Source organism: Lactobacillus sp. ESL0261 (genome assembly GCF_003693025.1).
Classification (GTDB): domain Bacteria; phylum Bacillota; class Bacilli; order Lactobacillales; family Lactobacillaceae; genus Lactobacillus; species Lactobacillus kullabergensis.
Window position 1 is genome coordinate 118413 of sequence record NZ_REHN01000002.1, and the last position, 19052, is coordinate 137464.

Annotated in this window: 19 protein-coding genes; 12 read left to right on the forward strand and 7 right to left on the reverse strand. The window is 36.2% G+C overall.

Annotated elements, in window-relative coordinates; all coding sequences use genetic code 11:
- The first annotated feature begins 25 nt into the window (after positions 1 to 25).
- The 5 genes from F5ESL0261_RS00990 (at position 26) to F5ESL0261_RS01010 (ending at position 4927) form a co-directional block, all read left to right on the forward strand.
- Entirely contained in the window at positions 26 to 904 is an 879-nt protein-coding gene (locus F5ESL0261_RS00990) for a branched-chain amino acid ABC transporter permease (RefSeq protein ID WP_034979008.1), read from the forward strand.
- A gap of 8 nt (positions 905 to 912) precedes the next feature.
- Entirely contained in the window at positions 913 to 1869 is a 957-nt protein-coding gene (locus F5ESL0261_RS00995) for a branched-chain amino acid ABC transporter permease (RefSeq protein ID WP_122051837.1), read from the forward strand.
- A 3-nt stretch (positions 1870 to 1872) separates the two neighbouring features.
- Positions 1873 to 2655, forward strand: a complete 783-nt coding sequence (locus tag F5ESL0261_RS01000; protein ID WP_122051838.1) for an ABC transporter ATP-binding protein — start codon at positions 1873 to 1875, stop codon at positions 2653 to 2655.
- Positions 2656 to 3366, forward strand: coding sequence for an ABC transporter ATP-binding protein (locus F5ESL0261_RS01005; RefSeq protein ID WP_034979002.1), 711 nt, complete (start codon positions 2656 to 2658; stop codon positions 3364 to 3366). It abuts the gene before it with no gap.
- 358 nt (positions 3367 to 3724) lie between these two features.
- Positions 3725 to 4927: an ABC transporter substrate-binding protein gene (locus F5ESL0261_RS01010; RefSeq protein WP_370448879.1), complete on the forward strand. Its 1203-nt coding sequence runs from the start codon at positions 3725 to 3727 to the stop codon at positions 4925 to 4927.
- A gap of 73 nt (positions 4928 to 5000) precedes the next feature.
- Here F5ESL0261_RS01010 and F5ESL0261_RS01015 read toward each other — a convergent pair whose 3' ends face one another.
- From F5ESL0261_RS01015 to F5ESL0261_RS01025, 3 genes are read right to left on the reverse strand one after another with little or no spacing between them, the layout of a single operon-like run.
- Entirely contained in the window at positions 5001 to 5855 is an 855-nt protein-coding gene (locus F5ESL0261_RS01015; RefSeq protein WP_233560882.1) for a bifunctional 2-polyprenyl-6-hydroxyphenol methylase/3-demethylubiquinol 3-O-methyltransferase UbiG, read from the reverse strand.
- Positions 5856 to 5881: 26 nt separating this feature from the next.
- Positions 5882 to 6526, reverse strand: coding sequence for a histidine phosphatase family protein (locus F5ESL0261_RS01020; RefSeq protein ID WP_122051839.1), 645 nt, complete (start codon positions 6524 to 6526; stop codon positions 5882 to 5884).
- A 24-nt stretch (positions 6527 to 6550) separates the two neighbouring features.
- The gene (locus F5ESL0261_RS01025; protein WP_122051840.1) at positions 6551 to 7219 is read right to left on the reverse strand and encodes a M57 family metalloprotease; all 669 of its coding nucleotides are present in this window, start codon (positions 7217 to 7219) and stop codon (positions 6551 to 6553) included.
- 203 nt (positions 7220 to 7422) lie between these two features.
- Here F5ESL0261_RS01025 and helD point away from each other — a divergent pair, with 203 nt between their 5' ends.
- Positions 7423 to 9717: an RNA polymerase recycling motor HelD gene (gene helD, locus F5ESL0261_RS01030; protein ID WP_122051841.1), complete on the forward strand. Its 2295-nt coding sequence runs from the start codon at positions 7423 to 7425 to the stop codon at positions 9715 to 9717.
- A 9-nt stretch (positions 9718 to 9726) separates the two neighbouring features.
- Positions 9727 to 10176: a GNAT family N-acetyltransferase gene (locus F5ESL0261_RS01035; protein ID WP_122051842.1), complete on the forward strand. Its 450-nt coding sequence runs from the start codon at positions 9727 to 9729 to the stop codon at positions 10174 to 10176.
- A gap of 15 nt (positions 10177 to 10191) precedes the next feature.
- Here F5ESL0261_RS01035 and F5ESL0261_RS01040 read toward each other — a convergent pair whose 3' ends face one another.
- A complete protein-coding gene (locus F5ESL0261_RS01040) occupies positions 10192 to 10764 on the reverse strand; it encodes an SGNH/GDSL hydrolase family protein (protein WP_109585786.1) in 573 nt (190 codons plus the stop codon).
- Between the two features lie 95 nt (positions 10765 to 10859).
- Between F5ESL0261_RS01040 and coaA the strand changes: the two genes are divergently transcribed.
- The 3 genes from coaA (at position 10860) to efp (ending at position 13609) form a co-directional block, all read left to right on the forward strand.
- A complete protein-coding gene (gene coaA / locus F5ESL0261_RS01045; protein WP_045927456.1) occupies positions 10860 to 11774 on the forward strand; it encodes a type I pantothenate kinase in 915 nt (304 codons plus the stop codon).
- A gap of 74 nt (positions 11775 to 11848) precedes the next feature.
- On the forward strand, positions 11849 to 12838 hold the full coding sequence (locus F5ESL0261_RS01050; protein WP_122051843.1) for an ornithine cyclodeaminase family protein: 990 nt from the start codon (positions 11849 to 11851) through the stop codon (positions 12836 to 12838).
- A 198-nt stretch (positions 12839 to 13036) separates the two neighbouring features.
- Positions 13037 to 13609 carry an elongation factor P gene (efp, locus tag F5ESL0261_RS01055; protein ID WP_034978986.1) on the forward strand — a complete coding sequence of 191 codons (573 nt, stop codon included), beginning with the start codon at positions 13037 to 13039 and terminating at the stop codon, positions 13607 to 13609.
- 80 nt (positions 13610 to 13689) lie between these two features.
- Here the strand turns inward: efp and F5ESL0261_RS01060 are convergent, their stop codons facing one another.
- The 3 genes from F5ESL0261_RS01060 to F5ESL0261_RS01070 all read right to left on the reverse strand — a co-directional run bounded on the left by F5ESL0261_RS01060 (position 13690) and on the right by F5ESL0261_RS01070 (position 16021).
- A complete protein-coding gene (locus F5ESL0261_RS01060; protein ID WP_147446219.1) occupies positions 13690 to 14232 on the reverse strand; it encodes a helix-turn-helix domain-containing protein in 543 nt (180 codons plus the stop codon).
- A gap of 83 nt (positions 14233 to 14315) precedes the next feature.
- A complete protein-coding gene (locus F5ESL0261_RS01065; RefSeq protein ID WP_046331516.1) occupies positions 14316 to 14567 on the reverse strand; it encodes a hypothetical protein in 252 nt (83 codons plus the stop codon).
- An 11-nt stretch (positions 14568 to 14578) separates the two neighbouring features.
- Positions 14579 to 16021: a sugar porter family MFS transporter gene (locus F5ESL0261_RS01070; RefSeq protein WP_122051845.1), complete on the reverse strand. Its 1443-nt coding sequence runs from the start codon at positions 16019 to 16021 to the stop codon at positions 14579 to 14581.
- A gap of 622 nt (positions 16022 to 16643) precedes the next feature.
- Here F5ESL0261_RS01070 and F5ESL0261_RS01075 point away from each other — a divergent pair.
- Positions 16644 to 18044: a sugar porter family MFS transporter gene (locus F5ESL0261_RS01075; RefSeq protein ID WP_122051846.1), complete on the forward strand. Its 1401-nt coding sequence runs from the start codon at positions 16644 to 16646 to the stop codon at positions 18042 to 18044.
- A 39-nt stretch (positions 18045 to 18083) separates the two neighbouring features.
- The gene (gene iolE, locus F5ESL0261_RS01080; protein ID WP_122051847.1) at positions 18084 to 18995 is read left to right on the forward strand and encodes a myo-inosose-2 dehydratase; all 912 of its coding nucleotides are present in this window, start codon (positions 18084 to 18086) and stop codon (positions 18993 to 18995) included.
- Positions 18996 to 19052 lie beyond the last annotated feature (57 nt).

Consider the following 19052-nt stretch of genomic DNA (forward strand, 5'->3'; position numbering starts at 1 on the left):
AAGAAAATGAAAGGAGTGCTTAAATTTGCAAACAGTTTTACAGCAAATCATTAACGCCTTGTCACTGGGTTCGATTTATGCCTTGTTGGCTTTAGGCTACAGCATGGTTTATGGCATTATTAATTTAATTAACTTTGCTCACGGCGATATTTATATGCTAGGTGCATTCTTTGCCTACTATGTGATTAATGCTTGGCATTTTAACTTTATTACAGCACTGCTTTCTGCAATGATTATTGGTGCAGTTTCAGGCGTAGTGATTGAGTATTTTGCTTACCGGCCACTACGTAAGTCGCCTCGTATAGCTGTACTGATTACGGCTATCGGCGTATCGTTTTTACTGGAAAATGGCATGTCATACTTTGTAGGATCAAATGCTCGCAGCTTCCCCCAAGTAATTGAACAGGTTAATTACAATATCGGTGGAGTGCAAATTTCAAATGTTCAGATTTTGATTTTGGCCACTGCTTTAATCTTGATGGTTTCATTGCAGGTCATTATTCAAAAGACCAAAATGGGTCGGGCAATGCGTGCAGTATCCGTAGATCCTGCTGCCGCTGAATTAGTTGGTGTTAATGTTAATCATACGATTTCATTTACCTTTGCTTTAGGTTCGGCTTTAGCCGGTGCCGCAGGTATATTAATTGGAATGTACTACAACCAAATCGATCCTTTAATGGGGATGACACCAGGAATTAAAGCCTTTGTGGCTGCTGTGCTTGGTGGAATCGGCTCAGTGCCAGGAGCTTCTATTGGTGGCTTCTTAATCGGTATCTTGGAAACATTTTTCCAGTCTATCGGTTTGTCGGCATATAAAGACTCAGTTGTTTATCTAGTATTAATAGTCATTTTGCTTTTCTTACCTGCTGGTATTTTTGGCAAAAATGCTAAAGAGAAGGTGTAGGTGGCAAAATGAAATCTAATTGGAAATACATTTTGTCGTGGCTGTTATTAATGGTAGGCGGCTTTTACTTAATCAATGCGTTGATTATGGTTGGCGTGATAGATGATTTTATTGAAAATATGCTGGTCACGATTGGAATAAATATTATCTTAGCTACCGGCTTAAACCTGATTATCGGTTTTAGTGGTCAATTTTCTCTGGGTCATGCCGGTTTCATGGCCATTGGAGCATACGCTACGGCGATTATTACTCAACGCATGAGTAGCGAAGCTGGCTTTTTAATCTCAATGCTTGTAGGAGTGCTGATAGCTGTTGTGATTGCTGCAGTTATTGGTACGGCAACTTTCATTCGCTTAAAGGGTGACTATTTAGCAATCGCAACTCTAGGAGCAGCTGAAATTATCCGCAATGTCATTAATAATTTGAAAATTACTGGTGGAGCGGCAGGGTTATACAATATTCCTCAGTTATGCTCATGGCCAACTGTTTATATCTTGGTTTGTGTGACCACAATCATTTTGACTAACTTCATTCGTTCAAAAAATGGTCGGGCAATTAAAGCCGTTCGTGAAGACGAAATTGCTGCTGAAGCAATGGGAATTAATACTACTAAATGGAAGCTGGCAGCTTTCGTTCTAGGTGGCGCAACTGCTGCAATAGCTGGCAGTCTTCATGCCTCATTCTTGCAGACAATATCACCTTCAAACTTTGGTATCATGGAATCTATCTCTATCTTAGTTATTGTTGTTTTGGGTGGTGTTGGCAGTATGACTGGCACGTTTGTTGCGGCGATTGTTTTAGGCGTTTTAGATACCGTTTTACAAAGTTTCGGTGCGTTAAGAATGGTGATCTATGCTATAGTCCTGATACTAATCATGATTTTCAAACCATCAGGACTTTTAGGTAACTGGGAATTCTCACTTAAAAATTTGACACGCCATTTCGGCAAAAAGGAAAGGAGCTAGTATATGCCACACTTATTAGATGTTGACCACGTAGTGCGCAAGTTTGGTGGGTTAACTGCAGTTAATGATGTCTCACTTCATCTGGATAAGCACGAACTAGTTGCCTTGATTGGTCCTAATGGTGCAGGTAAAACCACTTTGTTCAACTTGCTAACTGGAATGGTCCAAGTCACTAGTGGAAAGATCAACTTGCAAGTTGATAATCAAAATTATGATTTAACGCATAAAAGTGCTGTGCAAATTGCAGACTTAGGTTTATCCCGTACATTTCAAAATATTCGCTTATTTAAAGACTTAACTGTTATGGATAATGTCCTAACTGCAATGACAAATGAATATAAAGAAAACTTTTTAACAACAGTTTTTCGTTTACCCAGTTTTTATAAAACGGAAAAGGAAATGAAGGAAGCTGCGCAAAAGCTATTAGCAATCTTTGATTTAACGGATAATGAACAAACTTTGGCTAAGAACTTGCCCTACGGAACACAAAGACGCTTGGAAATAGTACGTGCTTTGGCTACTCACCCGCAGATTCTTTTCCTTGATGAACCTGCTGCTGGTATGAACCCAGAAGAAACAGCGGATTTGACTAATCTTATTAAGTATATTCAGAAGGAATTTCAGATCACAGTTTTGTTAATTGAGCATGACATGTCTTTAGTTATGAACCTGGCTGAAAGAATTTATGTACTTGATCAAGGCGAGATATTGGCTACCGGGTCTCCTGAAGAAATTAAGGCAAATCCTAAAGTTGTTGAAGCATATCTAGGAGAGGGTGATGACTAGATGGCAATGTTAGAAGTTCGTGACCTGTCTGTAAATTATGGTGTTATTCAAGCTGTTAAGAATGTCAGTTTTGAAATTAACCAAGGTGAAATCGTAACGCTAATCGGAGCTAATGGAGCTGGTAAGTCAACTATTGTCAAGACAATTTCTGGCTTGTTGAAACCCAAAAGTGGTCAAATTTTCTACCTTGGTGAAGAAATAGATCACAAAAGTGCTCCGCAAATTGTCAGCGCGGGTATCTCCCAAGTAGCAGAAGGTCGGCATATTTTTGCCGGAATGACCGTAATGGAGAATCTGCAGATGGGTGCGTTTTTGCAAAAGAATCATGATGAAGTTTCAAAAACCTACAAAGATATTTTTGAACGCTTTCCAATTTTGCAAAAAAGACGTAATCAGGATGCAGCTACCTTGTCAGGTGGTGAGCAGCAAATGTTGGCCATGGGTCGTGCCTTAATGGCAAAGCCAAAATTATTGCTGCTTGATGAACCATCAATGGGTTTGTCTCCCTTGTATATTCAAGAAATATTTAAAATTATTAAAGAACTAAACGAAAAAGGTACAACTATTTTGTTGATAGAACAAAATGCTAAACAAGCTCTATCTATTGCCGATCGTGGTTATGTATTGGCAACAGGAGTAGTGCAATTAAGTGGTACTGGTCAAGAATTGTTGGCTAACCCAGAAGTACAGAAAGTGTATTTTGGTGGTTAGTGGTGATCAAGTTGTTGTAATGACAATGATGTTAATTCATTGTTAAGTCAGATAGTGAAAACTATAGGGTTTACATAAAATTCTGAGGAGGTAATTACGATGGAAACGAAATATGTTAATCAAAAAAATAATATGAATATTTTTCAAACTCAGGATTTAGTTGCCTTGTTGTTGGAGCGCAGGACTTAACATACATGAATTACGTGATGTAATTTAAAGTAGTTAAGCCCTAGTTTGCGTGCCAATGATTGGGGTTTAACTAATTGATAATTTAAGCCTCATTCATTGATTTGAATGAGGCTTTTTTGTGGTCAATTTTAGTTAAAGAATAGAAAGAATAGTTAGAAGGAACAAGATGATGGATAATATTAGCGGTATTAAAAAGGTAATGAATGTTGTAATCACTGGCATGGCAGCTTTTATGCTGGCAGGCTGTACTGTTGCTAAAAGCAGTAGTGGGGATGGAACTAAGCAAGATAAAGATTCAGTCAAAATTGGCGTCAACATGGAGTTGTCTGGAGCTGCAGCTGGTTATGGCAACGCTCAAAAGCAAGGTATTCAATTAGCAGTTAGTGAAATTAATAAAAAAGGCGGCATTGATGTTAATGGTCGTAAGAAAAAAATCAAACTGATCATGCGTGATAATAAAACTGCTATTTCTACTTCTGCTTCAGTTGCCGCCCAATTAGCTACAAAAGAAAAGGTAGCAGCAATTGTAGGACCAGCAACTACTAATGCCGGCACAGCTGAAATTCCTAATATTACTAAAGCTAAGGTACCAAGTGTCAGCCCTTCAGCGACAGATCCAAATTACACTTTACAAAAGAATGGTAAAGTTCAGCCATTTGTTTTTAGAGCATGTTACCAAAATAATTTTCAGGGCGGTAGTGCAGCCAAGTTCGTAATGAATAACATTAAGGCAAAGAGAGTGGCTGTCTATACTGACAATTCAAGTGACTATGGTAACGGTCTTGCTAAAGCATTTAAGAAAACTTATAAAGGCAAGATAGTTGATAGTCAAACATTTTCAGAGGGTGACAAAGATTTTAACGCTGTATTAACTTCGTTTAAAGCTAAGAAAGTCGATGCTATTTACGTTCCTGGCTACTACACGGAAGTTGGCTTAATAATTAAGCAAGCGCGTCAAATTGGAATTAAGGCACCAATTGTCGGTAGTGATGGTATGGCTGATCCGAAGCTAGTACAGATTGCTGGTGCTAAAAATGCAAGTAAAATCTACTATACCACGCCCTTTTCAACACAGGTAGCTGCCAAGGATCCAACTGCTTCTAAATTTATGCGTGATTTCAAGAACCGCTACCATGAAGAAGCACCAACTTTTTCTGCTTTAGCGTATGATGCGGTATATATGATTAAAGAAGCAATTGAAAATGAAAAATCTGATGATTCTGCAAAAATCACGAAGGGTCTGGAACAAATTAAAGATTTTACTGGCGTAACTGGAAAAATCACTGTAGATAAAGATCATAATCCTGAAAAACCAATTGCTGTAGAAGAATTAATTAATGGTAAAGTGGGTAAAACTTTTAAAATTGAATAAGACTTATTTTTAGGTAATAAAAAGGTTAGCTTTTCTAGCAAAGCTAACCTTTTTGATTGTATTAATACTGATTTTACAATTTTTGTGCAACTACTGAAAAAGTCAATGGAATCTGTGGTGAATCAGCTGGAAGTACCCAACCTTCTTGGCTTTTATCATAGATTAGTGATGGCAAGGACTTCCAATCACTAATTTTATGCTCCCCTATGTTTTTAATGGTTAAACCAGCAGCAATTAATGAATTAATAATTTCTGCAAAATCATGAGCCCAATTATGGTTTGTCTGATGCTTTATTTTGCCATTAGAATTTGGTGTATATGAAGCATCTGATTCATAAGTGATTTCAGTGCCGCTAAAGTAATCCAACTTAATTTCTAACCCGGCATTATCGAGTGCAAACAACAAAGGGTGATTGTCACGAATCATGAATATTCCACCAGGAGCCAGGAGTTGAGCAATCGATTCTGCCCATGATTTTAATTCTGGCAGCCAAGTAATTGTACCTGCACTAGTCACAATTATGTCAAATTGTCCTAATTTTTCCGGGATAGCTTCTGCGGCATAGCGAGCATCACCTTCAACGTAGGTAATTGATGTATTAGCTTCTTGAGCCAACTTGCGTGCATACTTTAAGGCAGCAGGTGAAAAGTCCAGACCGTAAACGTCTTTAGCTCCTAAGCGCGCCCAACTGAGCGTATCATCTCCAATATGGCATTGCAAATGAAGTAGTCGCTTATTTTCAACTGAATTATGAGTCAAAAATGGTCTGAGTACGTCCAAATCACGTTTAACAGTTGTAGTGATAGCATTTTTGTCTTTAGCAAACTGAGTAAGATCGCCATAACCACCATTTGCATGTACATCAGCGCGATCATTCCAGTTATTCAAGTTGTCAGCAACATCAGACATATCATTTTTTGATTTCATAAAATATTCTCCTGTTAATTGAGGCATCAGAGCTTTAATTTGTCATATGAAACAACTTTTTTCTCTTGCTCTGTCATATTCATCACTGTAATTGAAGCATTACGAGGTCGCTCTTTAATATCAAAATCGCTGTAACGATCGGCAATACTATGGATGGTAAAACCATGAGTTACGAGCAAAATATTTTCAGCCCCATCTAATTGACCGATTAATTTAAATCCCTTATTTATTCTATCCCAATACTCTTTTGCATTTTCTGCGTCATGAAAAGGATCAGCTTCTTTAATCCAGTCTTTCACTGTGTCTAATGATTCATTTTTGAGCATTTCAGCATGGCTTTTATAACCGTGAGGACCACTGATCATTTGCCAAGCAGCATCTGAATCCATACCCTCAAAATAGCCGTAAAAATGTTCACGGAAAAAAGGAGTTGCGATATGTTGAATTTCATCACGGTTAACATTGTGTTTAATGATGATGTCACAAGTGTCGCTGGCTCTTTTCATATCACTTGATAATGCAATATCAAAAGGCACATTTTTTAAAGCTTCACCAACTTGGTCAGCACCTGCTATTCCTTTTTCTGTTAGTGGCGTATCACACCAGCCTTGCATCTTGTTATAGCGGTTAATAAAGGTTTCACCGTGACGCACTATATATATTCTTTTCATTTTACTCCTCACAAATCTAATATTTTATTCTTTGTATAATTTTTGAACATTTTCAACGTCGACAGGCTCAATTGGATATAAAGAACCGGTAGGGTACATTACAGACACTCCATTATTATGTTTTAAACCGATTGCATGTCCCAATTCATGTTCGACAGTATTTAAAATACGTTGGTAAGTATAACTATACGGTGAAAAATTCTGTAAGTAATAAATATTTAACCTGGTAACTGCGGAATACATGATTCCGGTTTTCACGTAATAATGAAAAGTAGTATAACCCGCATAATTGGTATTGGGGCTGTAAACCTGTTCAATCACGATATTAGCTTTTTTCTTGTTTTTGGTTTCAGTAAAAGTAAAGGCTTTGGTATCATTCCATGCATCAATTGCATCTTTAGTAGCTGAAATTAATTCTTCATTATCATTAAGATCAATGTAAACAGTGGCTTTAGGCTTTTTCCAGTGCCAAGAAGAAGCTATAGCAGCTGTATTCTTTTTCTTGGTCTTTTTAGTTTTCTTTGTTTTCTTTTTAGCTTTTTTTGCCTTTTTAGCAGTTTTCTTGGCATAAACAGTCTGAGAAGGCCAACTGAATACAGAATTATCAGCAATCGGAGCAATTGTACTTTCAATTGTAAAAGTTACAACCAGCGCACATGCTAATTTTGATAAAAAATGACAAAATCTTTTCATACCTTAATCAACTCCATTACCTTACATTATATAGGAAAAGTAGAAAAAGTTTCATAATTTACTGACTTTAACACATAAAATTATAATCGTTATCTGGAAATTTTGACATATTTCACTGTTTAGCAAAAAACGAATCCAAGGTTTTAATATAAACCGATTTCATGGTAAAATAGAATGCAAGTTTTGGAAAATTAGGTGAGTTTATGACAAAAGCGATGGATGATAGAGAATTTGAGCAAAAGCATCTTGATAAGATTTTAAAAATGATACGGGCTAAAAAAGCCGAGTTGTCCTCGTCAATTAAGTCCGCTGAAGGCGAGGCCCAAGATCTTAATTCACACTTTTTTGATGATGTAAAATTAGATTATGACGGCTATTCAACATCTATGGAGACTGCGTTGTCTATTCACCAGCAACAGCAACTGCTTGATGAACGTCAAAATGCTTGGCAGCATGCCGCAAAGCAACTAAGCACTGTTCAAAAATTAGAGCAAAAGCCATATTTTGCCAGAGTAGATTTTAAAGAAACCAATGAAAAACCAGAAACTATATATATTGGTCTGGGTTCTTTTGCGGACAAAAATAATCACTTTTTGATTTATGATTGGCGTGCACCAATTTCATCAATTTATTATGATGGTAAGATTGGTAAGGTTTCTTATATGTCGCCTGAAGGTGAAATTACCGTTGATATGACCAAAAAGCGGCAGTTCATGATTGAAAACGGCAAGATTATTAACATGTTTGACACCAATGAGTCTATTGGTGATCAGATGCTGCTGGAAGTTTTAGGTGAAAAATCCGGCACGCAAATGAAATCAATTGTGACAACGATTCAGCGTGAGCAGAACAAAATCATTAGGAACACCAGTGCAGAATTATTGTTTGTTCAAGGAGCGGCAGGCTCTGGTAAAACTTCTGCAATATTACAGAGGATTGCCTATCTGCTGTATCGCTATCGCGGCAACCTTACCAGTAGTGACGTCATCATGTTTAGTCCTAATCAATTGTTTAATGATTATATCAAAAATGTTTTGCCCGAGATGGGTGAACAAAATATGGTACAAATGACATACTGGCAGTTTGTAGCTAGAAGACTACCGGGAATGACAGTTGAAAATTTATTTGACCAATTTGAAGACAGCAAAGCTGATTCTGCAATTAGTCAATTTAAAGATTCTACAAATTTCTTTAATTTGCTGCACCATTATGCTAAACACCTCAATAATCGAGGTGTAATTTTTAAGAATATTTACTTCCGTAATAAAAAGAAACCATTTTTTACGAAAGAAAAAATCAGTGAACTCTATTATTCATTTAATTCCAATTATAATTTGAGCAATAGAATTGATGCTACGCGAGAAGGATTAATAAAATCACTCAATCGCAAGATTAACAGCGAAACTAAAAAGGCCTGGGTGTCTGATGCCATCCAAAATCTTAGTCAAGAGCAGCTGAATGCTTTATATGATCGTCCAGACCAGGAGTTTGAATCAGAGGAAAAAGAAGAAAAATTCCTCAGCCGTAAAATTGTCGTGAAGGCACTTGATAAAGTTTTCCAGCAAATTAGACGGAATAATTTTATTAATATGCGTGCACAATATTTGAACTTTTTACGTGCTGTTCCTAAAATGACTGACCTAAGTAAATGGCGAATTGAAGAAGCAGATTGGCAAAAACATATCGAAGAAGTTAAGCAAAGTTTTATGAAGCATTATATTCATATGAATGATGTTTCAGCCTACTTGTATCTTTATGATCTAATCACAGGCCGTCATGTAGATTATGAAATGCGTTACGCTTTTATCGATGAGATTCAGGATTATACGCCGTTTCAGCTGTGCTATCTGAAATATAATTTTCCTCGCGCTAAATTCACGATGTTGGGCGATTTAAATCAGGCTATTTTCACTAAAGATGAAAGTAGAAGTCTACTTAAACAGATCAGTGGCTTATTTGATCCTGAAAAAACTGATGTGGTCCAGCTAACTAAATCGTATCGTTCAACAAAACAGTTGACTGAATTTACCAAACAAATCCTGCGACAAGGTGAAAAAATTGAGGCATTTAACCGTCAAGGGCCAAAGCCAGCTCTGTGGCAACGTTCTGATGATACTGCTACAATCAAGGTTTTGGAACAAATATTAAATGAAAATACTCAGGCTAACATGACAACTGCAATTATTACCAAGGACTTGGCTAGTGCCAAAATTGTGGCAGAAAAGCTCAAAGAAGACAAAGTGAAAGCAACGTTAATTGCTACTGCCAATCAGCGCTTAGTTGATGGCACGTTGGTCATTCCATCTTATTTAGCTAAGGGCTTGGAGTTTGATGCCGTCATTATGTGGGCTGCCTCAAAAGAAAATTATCATCGCATTGATGAAACGCAACTTGTGTATACAATAACTTCGCGGGCGATGTACAAGCTTGATATTGTTTATACTAACGAAAAGAGTCCACTTCTGGAAGTAGACCCGAAAACTTATATAGAAAAGTAGGAAGATTTTATGACTGACAGTGAAAAATTTACTTTCAAACGGGTTGCGCAAATGACAGGACGCGAAATGTTTTGTGTAGCTCGTTTACGAATAGATACGTTTGTAACCGAGCAGGAAATAACAGTACCAGAGCTTGACGATCAAGATTTAGACTCAATTCAGGTCTATTTGCTCAATGCAGAAAAAACAAATGCATTGGCCGTTTGTCGTATTTTTCAAGAAAATGGTAAGTGGATGTTAGGCAGAGTAGCAGTAGCTGCAGCAGCCCGCGGGCAAAAGCTGGGAACCAAAATGATGAAACAGGTTCATGAATTCCTGCATGATCAGGGTGCCGACCGGCTTTATTGTCATGCCCAATGGCAGGCAAAGCCATTCTATGATTTTTTAGGCTATCACACTGAAGGCGAGCCATTTGTAGAGGCTGACATTAAGCATGTTATGATGTATAAAGATTTATAAAAATGATAACTTGCACTATATTTGTGCAAGTTTTTCTTTAATTGCCGTCACTACCAGATTTATTAAAATTTGATTTCCGATAGTAGTGAGATGCTGTCCATCTTCTTGATAATACGAAGATAAATTTTTCAACGGACAAAAGTTGGCGATTAAGTTAATAAAGGGGATATTATACTTGCGAGCACAATCTGCAGCAATTTGATTGTATACTTTCATATCTTCAAGATTATAGTATTGCATGATGTACTTGTTATTAGGATCTTCATAAGATGGACCTGCAATAATCATTTTAGCGCTACCGATATTTTCAACCATGTAATTCAGGTTCTTAGCATAATCAATGCTGCTAATGCCCCAATCACTTGACATGTCGTTTGTACCGTATTCGAGTACCACTATGTCGGCATCTTGCGGAATTAAATTTAGACGCTTCTTGCCTTCAGCAGTAGTGGCGCCACTTAAAGATAAGTTTATGATTTGCACATTTGCGCCTAATTCTTTTTGCACGCCTGCAGTTATGACATTAGTATCACGGCCAGCATGGTAGCCATTAAATAAAGAATCGCCAAATAAAATTATCTTTTTCATAGTTTTGCCTTTCTTTTTGATTAGAAGAATTAATTAGGAGACTTTATACTTTTATTTTACTATATTAAAGAACATAGAAATTTAAGGATATTAGAATGAAAAATTATTTACAATTTAACAGGGAAAAATGGCAGTCTTTTTCTGCCACTGAATCAGTTAAGATTACTAAAGAAGAACTGGCAAAGATAAAATCTTTAGGAGATATTATTAATTTAACTGATGTTCAAGAAGTTTACAGCAGTTTAATTAAGTATCTTTATTTAGTTTATCAGGGGAAACGGTCATTGCAGCAAAAGCAAAGCGAGTTTTTGCAGCAGAAAGTTGCCAGCGCGCCTTTTATTATTGGTATTTCCGGTTCAGTAGCAGTGGGTAAATCTACCACAGCCAGACTTTTACAATTATTGCTTAGCCGGACATATCCTGATTTGAAAGTACACCTGATGACCACAGACGGTTTTATTTATTCTAATCAGGAATTGGAAAGACGTAATCTGACTGACCGTAAGGGCTTTCCTGAAAGTTATAATATGAAATTGCTTACCGACTTTCTGCAAGATGTATTGAGTGGCAAAAAAGATATTGTTTACCCACTTTATTCTCAGGAATTAAGTGACATTGTGCCTGGGGAATATGGCCATGTTTGTGAACCCGATATTTTAATTATTGAGGGCATTAATACGTTGCAGTTGCCAACCAATGGTCAAATTGTGACAAGTGACTTTTTTGATTTTTCAATTTATATTGATGCTCCTGAGGATCTGATTGAAAAGTGGTTTATGCAGCGTTTCGTCAGGGTAATGGAACTAAATAAAAATAATCCGCATAATTTTTATTATGAGATGGCTAATGGTCCTAGGGATGAAGCCTTAAAGTTTGCAGAGGAAACTTGGCAAATGGTGAACTTGGTCAACTTACGTGAATATATTGCTCCAACAAAGCAACGCGCCAATTTAATTTTGCATAAAACTGCAGGTCATGTTATCGATCAGATTTATCTTAAACAAATCTAATGTGTACCTTTACAAAGAGTAACTTATAATGGGCTTTGAAAATGTGAAGTTAAAAGTAAATACAGGAGGAACAAATGTTACTGTTAAACAGAAGTGATATTGAAAAATGTTATTCCTTAAAAGACTGCATTGATGCAGTGGCCGATGCTTTTAAATATTTTTCTGCCGGTAAAGTAGACGTGCCGTTAAGAACTCAGATTCTTAAGCAAAATGGTAAAGATACCTTTTTGTGTATGCCGGCTTTTTGTGAAGAGTATGATGCGGCATGTGTGAAAGTGTTGAACATGTTTCCTGAAAATATTAATCAAGGCTTGCCTTCAATTAATGCTCAGGTGTTAAATATTGATACCAAAACTGGAGTAGTTAATGCTATTTTGGATGGTAATTATGTTACCCAATTGCGCACAGGTTCTGCTTCTGGCGTGGCGCTGAAATATTTGGCAAAAAAGAAATGCAGAAAAGGTGCATTAATTGGTACGGGAGGTCAAGCTGCTACACAGCTTGAAGCAATGCTGATCGTACGTGACTTAGATGAAGTAGCTGTCAGTGACCTTGATTTTGACCGAGCTCAAAAGTTTGCTGGGAAAATGCAAGAACAATTAGCGCAATACCATACCAAAATTACTGCAGTTAAGACAGGAAATGAAGCCGTGAAGGATGCAGATGTGATTATTACTGTTACGCCGTCAACTAAACCGGTTTATGATGCTCAATTTATTAAAAAAGGAGCAACTATCTGCGGCGTTGGTGCTTATCAGCCACAAATGGAAGAAACCCCAGCTGAATTAGTCGCTAAAGCAAATAAAATTTACTTTGACTCTAAAGATGCCGTTTTAGCAGAATCTGGCGACATAATTATTCCGTTAAATAAGGGCATGGTTTCAAATACTAGCTTTACTGGTGAGATCGGTCAAGTGATTAGTGGTGACTTAATTGGGCGTGAAAACGATAACGAAATAATTTTCTTTGAAACTGTTGGCATTGCTGCTCAAGACCTGATGGCAACGAAGTCTATTTATGATAAAGCCGCAAAGCAAAAAGTAGGCACACAAGTTAATATGTAATTTTACCATCAAACAACCCTGTGGTTTATATTAAAATCATAAATCACCGATTTAGTGGTGTTGATAAAGTCCAAACTTTGTTATACTAATCATTATGAATGAGATTTTTTTACTATTAATTAAAAAATTTGCTTTACCTCCAGCGTGGTTTTCTTAAAATCAGTAATTAATTCAGAAAAAGATTTAAAGGAGTAAAAAATGGTACAAGCAATTAACTTAAAAAAAGGTATGGTCTTTAGTCAAGATGGCAAACTAATTCGTGTTTTAAAGGCTAACCATCATAAGCCCGGAAAGGGCAACACTGTTATGCAGATGGATTTGCGTAATGTTGAAAGTGGTGCTGTGGTTCATAAAACTATGCGTCCAACCGAGAAAGTAGATTTAGTCGAAATCACCAAAAAAAATGCGCAGTATCTTTATAATGAAGGTGATATTTATACTTTTATGGATACTGAAACTTATGAACAATATGAGGTTTCAGCAGAACAATTAGGTGATGATAAACTTTACCTGATGCCTAATATTGAGGTGCAGTTGGAGTTTGCTAATGACAGCAAGCTGCTTGGTGTAGAATTACCATCAACTGTCACAATGAAAGTAGCTCATACTGAACCGGGCATTAAAGGCGCTACTGTTACCGGTTCCGGCAAACCAGCTACTATGGAAACAGGTTTGGTAGTCCAAGTTCCCGACTTCATTAAGGAAGGTGAAGAACTGGTTATCAATACTGCAGAGGGTGCCTACAAGTCAAGAGCCGAAGGTGGCAAGTAATTTTTAAAATATAATATAAGCTAACAAAGCACTTCACAAAATTAATAGTGGAGTGCTTATTTTTTTGTTTAAGTTAAAAATTAGTAATACTTTTTTCTGAACTGCCCAGGTGACATTCCTGTTGCTTCCCTTATTTTCTTATATAAATGGGATGCATCTGTGAAGCCACAAGATATTGCTATTTTTTCCAAAGGAATAGTTGTATCTTTCACAAGTAAACTTTCAGCCTGCTTTATGCGTATTTTTAATAAATAACTATGAATACTCAAACCGGTATATTTTTTAAAGTCACGTGCTAATTGTGAGGGACTCATTGAACACTTTAAAGCAATGTCGTTGACAGTGATTTTCTTATAATAATTCTGATCCATATATTTAATAGCAATTTTAATATAATTAGGAGCAGAATGAAATTCACTGGAATGATTAGTAAGTTCGTGCTCTTGAGTAGCAAATAGGTCACAAACTAAACTGTAGGTTAGATTGGATAAAAAGGGATCATTTGTACCATCATAGTTTGTGGAAATTAGCCGAAAAATGCGACTAAATAAGTTTTCAGTATTTTTGTAGGGTGTAAAGACCGGAAGAGTGTTTTCAATAACTTCATTGAAAATCTTTTGCATAAAAGGACTGTTAAAGTGTAGAAAATAAAAATCACTGTCCGTTACAGCCTTATAATAATTGAATTCTTTACAATCTAACAAAACTATTTGCTGTTTCGCAATAAACACCTGGTTACGAAAAAAAATTCCATTTCTCCTTTTTTGATATATATTATTAAAAAAGAATCCATAAAATCTCTTTTTACTTTATAGGGGTAAGTCACTAGATATTCTGCCCCAAACATAGGGTAAAAGAATATTTCATGTGCTAAATCGCTGGGATTATTAAAATAAATTCCCTTTTCAATAGTAACGCCACACTCATTTTGGGGAATAAAATCCGAGTATTTATTCATTTTGTTCCCTCTTATTTATCTGAACTTTGATTTACATGACGATTCTGAAAACAAGATTGAAGCTCTTCAAGAGATTTTCCTCTTGTTTCAGGGATAAATTTAATCGCATAAAATAGCGAAAAGATGTTTAGTACAGTAAATACAATAAAGGTATTACTAAAGCCAATATTAGTCAATAATATTGGGAATATATAACCTACTAAAAAATTTGATAGCCATAAAAAGAAAGTCGCAATGCCCATAGCCATTCCGCGAATACTTTGAGGGAAAATTTCTGACAGAAGGACCCAAACAATGGGCGAAACTCCTCCTTGGAAAAACATCAGAAAAATAGCCATCAGTAAAAGCATAACATATGGGAAAATTGGACTTTTAATTAATACCACCGAAAGTATGCTGATTGCCAACATCGTTATAGTAGTTCCACAAATAGCAGTTATTACCATTTTCCGTCTATCTATTTTGCCCATTAAATGAATGCTGGCAATGGTTGCAAGAGTTGAAATGATACCATTGCTAATATTTGCAATTAAAGCAGCAGAATGGCTAAACCCGGCATTGCTTAAAACAGTTGTGCCATAAAACATAATTATGTTTATACCAATAGCCTGTTGCATTACCCCCAATCCGATACCAATCAATATTAGACGACGAATCCAAGGAATTTTTAAATCCTTAAAGGTTGCCTTTTTCTGTTTGCTGCTTAAAGCTAAAGATTGCTTAATTCTGACAATTTCGGCTTTAGCATCTTCTTTACTGTTACGAATTTTCTCTAAGACTGAAAGTGCCTGATTGTTTTGGTGTTTAGTTACTAACCACCTTGGCGATTCAGGTACTTTATGTATGCCAAATAAAAGCAAAATTTCCGGTATAAGACCCACAGCCAGCATGTATCTCCAAATGCCGCGATAACTTCCCAGCATTACACCGAATAATGCATTAATTACATATGAAAGTAATTGTCCACTTACTATCATCAATTCATGATGATTGACAAATTTGCCTCTTATTTCTGGTGTGGACAATTCTGCTAGAAAAACAGGACTAATAACAGACTCTGCGCCAACAGCCAGGCCTAATATAAAACGACATAAAATCATTACCAGAGCATTAGGAGCAAAAGTGCAGCCTAGGGTGCCTAGAATAAAGACCCAGGCAGAATACATTAATACACGTTTTCTGCCAAAATAATCTGAAAGCTTACCTCCGATGATTGCACCAAAAGCAGCGCCTAAAGTGATACCGCTGGTTACCAAACCTTCATCTGAAGCGTTTAAATTAAGCTGATCAGGTTTACTCATGAAAGAGAGAGACCCATTCGTAGCTCCAGTATCTATACCAAAAAGCAAGCCACCTAGTGTAATTATCCAACCATAAAGTTGTAACCTTTTCTGCTTATTTTTATTTATATGTACATCAGCTTGATTAGGGGATGTATCTTGTTCATTGTTCATTGAATCACCATATTCCTAATTTTAAAAAATCAAGTTATAAGTGATGCAATAACCAAAAATAGGCTCGTGAGTAATTTTTATCATTTTTTACAGGCTATTTCAAGGGTATTCATTTTTTAAAAGAATAATAAATGTAATAAAAACCGCCACATATAAGAGATAAAAGAAGTTTTTTTGTTTTCAAAATATTTGTTAATGAAAGAGCAAACTTGATTAAAATATATTTTTCAGCCTCATAAAAAGATTAAAAATACATTTTTTAAGCATAAAAGTACATTCTTTTAACTTGAAATTACTTTTCTAGAAGTATAAAAAAGGCTTTTTTAAAAATATTTTATATGTATTTTATTTATTAATATTAACAATAAATGAGTAACAAAGGCATTTATATGTACTTTTAAAAATGTCACTTTTATAAATTATGTTTATTAATAAATAAAAGCGTTTGCAAAATAAATAACGAACTTTACAGTAGGTTCCAGTGATTGCAATCACTGAAAATAGAAAAATATCTCTATATTTCTTAGATTTTTATTATTTGCTCGTAATAAGAAATAGTCATATTAAAGTTTTAATGTGCTTTAGTTGTTAAAGCATGTCACATAAAAAATGGAGATTGTAAATGCAAGAAGATAGTTATGAAAATAATCATCATGGTTATTTAGTTTTAGTTGCATGGATTGCATGTATGGGTTCCCTATGCTTTGGCTTTGATACTGGAGTTGTAAATGGCTCTTTGGATTTCTTAGCTAAACCAAGTCAGTTAAACTTGTCATCCTTTGAACAAGGTGTCGTTTCCAGTGGATTAACCTTTGGTGCCGCTTTTGGTGCTGTTTTCGGTAGCCCGTTAAGCGACAAAATGGGTCGTAAGAAATTAATGATCTGGTTAGGCGTGTTGTTTACGCTTACAGGTTTAGGTTGTGGTTTTGCACCTAATACTGGTATCTTGTTGATTTTAAGAATAATCATGGGCTTAGCAGTTGGTGCAACTTCTGCTTTAGTTCCAGTTTATCTGGCAGAAATTTCACCTGCTAAAGAGCGTGGTAAGTTTGTTAGCATGAATCAGCTGCTAATTGTTGGCGGTCAAGGCTTATCTTTTCTTATAAATGCCATTTTGGGTAATACGATTGGTATTTATAATGCTGGTGTTTGGAGATTGATGTTGGGAATTACAGCAATTCCAGGTATTTTACTTTGGTTTGGGATGTACTTAGTGCCTGAAAGTCCGCAATGGTATGCCAATAAGGGAATGTTTGGCAAAGCCCTACAGGCTTTGTATCGTGTTAGAACCAAGGCTCAAGCTGAGGCAGAGATTGATGAACTAAAAGAAAATGCTGCTGAACTAGAGCGGGAAAATGCTGAAAAAGCATCGTTTAAGGATTTTAAAAAATCGTGGATTTTTCAAATTGTTATTACTGGTTCCTTATTGGGAATTTTTCAACAATTCGCCGGTATTAACTCTGTAATGTATTACGGCACAAAGATTCTAACCTCTGCAGGTTTTGGTAGTAATACCTCGCTATATATGAATATTGCTAACGGCGTATTTTCAGTCATTGGTGCCATAGTTGGCATGTATACAGTTGATAGGTTGGGCAGAAAGCCATTATTGTTAATTGGTTATACTTTCTGTGCCCTTGCCTTGATAGTTGTAGCGCTGATTGGCAGCTTCGCACTCCATACTTCTTGGGCTCCTTATGCAGTTCTAATTATTTTACTGGTTTATATAGTTATTGACCAGGGTACTCTTGGTCCTGTTACTTGGCTACTTAACTCTGAAATTTTCCCAGCCCGTTATCGCGGATTAGGAACAGGAATTACCATCTTTGTTTTGTGGATGGCTAATTTCATCGTAGGTTTGTTATTCCCAGTCATTCTGTCGGCTTTGGGAATTTCATCATTCTACATTTTTGCTGCATTTTGTTTGCTTGGTGCATGGTTTGTCAAAGTCAGAGTACCTGAAACAAAAGGGGCCTCTTTAGATAGTATAGAGAAGTTCTTCCATAGCAGATATGACAAATAGGAAATTGTGATTAATAAAGAAATATGAAGGAGAAAAATTATGTCTGAATATGATGTAAATAAAAATATAAAGTTAGGCATTTGTCCTATTGGCTGGCGTAATGATGATATTCCATCAATTGGTGCAGAAAATACTTTTCCCCAACTTTTAAGTGATGCCGCTTTGGCTGGCTTTAAAGGAGTAGAGATGGGAGGATTTTTCCCAGGACCAGATGAAATTAATTATGAGCGTAAATTACGCCACATTGAAATTGCTGGTCAATGGTTTAGTAGCTTTATCATTAGAGACGGACTTGAAAAAGCAACAGCGGACTTTGAAGAACACTGTAAAAAACTGCAGGCTCTTGGTGCACATATTGCAACTGTTTCAGAGCAAACTTATTCCATTCAACAAACCGGTAAGAACATTTTTGAAGATAAACCATATTTCACAGATGAAGAATGGGAAAAAGTATGTGCTGGTTTGAATAAGTATGGTGAAATTGCTAAAAAGTATGATGTTAAAGTCGCATATCACCACCATTTAGGAACAGGTATTCAAACTTTGGCTGAGACTAAGAGATTGATGGATAATACTGATCCTGATAAGGTCGGCCTGGTTTTTGACACAGGTCATGCCTATGTTTCAGAAGGAGAGGTCATGCCTATGCTCAATGAATTTGTCGATCGCGTTGTTCATGTTCACTTTAAAGATGTCCGTAAAAATAAAGAAGATGATTCAAGAAAGAAAGGTTTGTCCTTCCAAGATTCTTTCATGAATGACATGTTTACCATTCCTGGTGATGGCAGCATTGACTTTAGGCCGGTATTTAAAACTTTAGCAGACCATAAGTATACTGGTTGGATTATGGTTGAGGCTGAGCAAGACCCTAAGAAGCATAATCCATTTGAAATGGCGTTAAAAGCTCATAAATATATGGAAGATGAGTTATTTGCGCCATACCAAAAGTAAAAGAAAAATATAGATGAATTAAAAGGCATGCTTATATTACTTGTACACTTAATTAAT

What these genes read in the sequence shown, in the direction of transcription:
- F5ESL0261_RS00995 (WP_122051837.1), top strand. Translation starts at nt 913, where the DNA reads ATGAAATCTAATTGGAAATACATTTTGTCGTGGCTGTTATTAATGGTA.
- F5ESL0261_RS01000 (WP_122051838.1), top strand. Translation starts at nt 1,873, where the DNA reads ATGCCACACTTATTAGATGTTGACCACGTAGTGCGCAAGTTTGGTGGG.
- F5ESL0261_RS01005 (WP_034979002.1), top strand. Translation starts at nt 2,656, where the DNA reads ATGGCAATGTTAGAAGTTCGTGACCTGTCTGTAAATTATGGTGTTATT.
- F5ESL0261_RS01010 (WP_370448879.1), top strand. Translation starts at nt 3,725, where the DNA reads ATGGATAATATTAGCGGTATTAAAAAGGTAATGAATGTTGTAATCACT.
- F5ESL0261_RS01015 (WP_233560882.1), bottom strand. Translation starts at nt 5,855, where the DNA reads ATGAAATCAAAAAATGATATGTCTGATGTTGCTGACAACTTGAATAAC.
- F5ESL0261_RS01020 (WP_122051839.1), bottom strand. Translation starts at nt 6,526, where the DNA reads ATGAAAAGAATATATATAGTGCGTCACGGTGAAACCTTTATTAACCGC.
- F5ESL0261_RS01025 (WP_122051840.1), bottom strand. Translation starts at nt 7,219, where the DNA reads ATGAAAAGATTTTGTCATTTTTTATCAAAATTAGCATGTGCGCTGGTT.
- helD (WP_122051841.1), top strand. Translation starts at nt 7,423, where the DNA reads ATGACAAAAGCGATGGATGATAGAGAATTTGAGCAAAAGCATCTTGAT.
- F5ESL0261_RS01035 (WP_122051842.1), top strand. Translation starts at nt 9,727, where the DNA reads ATGACTGACAGTGAAAAATTTACTTTCAAACGGGTTGCGCAAATGACA.
- F5ESL0261_RS01040 (WP_109585786.1), bottom strand. Translation starts at nt 10,764, where the DNA reads ATGAAAAAGATAATTTTATTTGGCGATTCTTTATTTAATGGCTACCAT.
- coaA (WP_045927456.1), top strand. Translation starts at nt 10,860, where the DNA reads ATGAAAAATTATTTACAATTTAACAGGGAAAAATGGCAGTCTTTTTCT.
- F5ESL0261_RS01050 (WP_122051843.1), top strand. Translation starts at nt 11,849, where the DNA reads ATGTTACTGTTAAACAGAAGTGATATTGAAAAATGTTATTCCTTAAAA.
- efp (WP_034978986.1), top strand. Translation starts at nt 13,037, where the DNA reads ATGGTACAAGCAATTAACTTAAAAAAAGGTATGGTCTTTAGTCAAGAT.
- F5ESL0261_RS01060 (WP_147446219.1), bottom strand. Translation starts at nt 14,232, where the DNA reads ATGCAAAAGATTTTCAATGAAGTTATTGAAAACACTCTTCCGGTCTTT.
- F5ESL0261_RS01065 (WP_046331516.1), bottom strand. Translation starts at nt 14,567, where the DNA reads ATGAATAAATACTCGGATTTTATTCCCCAAAATGAGTGTGGCGTTACT.
- F5ESL0261_RS01070 (WP_122051845.1), bottom strand. Translation starts at nt 16,021, where the DNA reads ATGAACAATGAACAAGATACATCCCCTAATCAAGCTGATGTACATATA.
- F5ESL0261_RS01075 (WP_122051846.1), top strand. Translation starts at nt 16,644, where the DNA reads ATGCAAGAAGATAGTTATGAAAATAATCATCATGGTTATTTAGTTTTA.
- iolE (WP_122051847.1), top strand. Translation starts at nt 18,084, where the DNA reads ATGTCTGAATATGATGTAAATAAAAATATAAAGTTAGGCATTTGTCCT.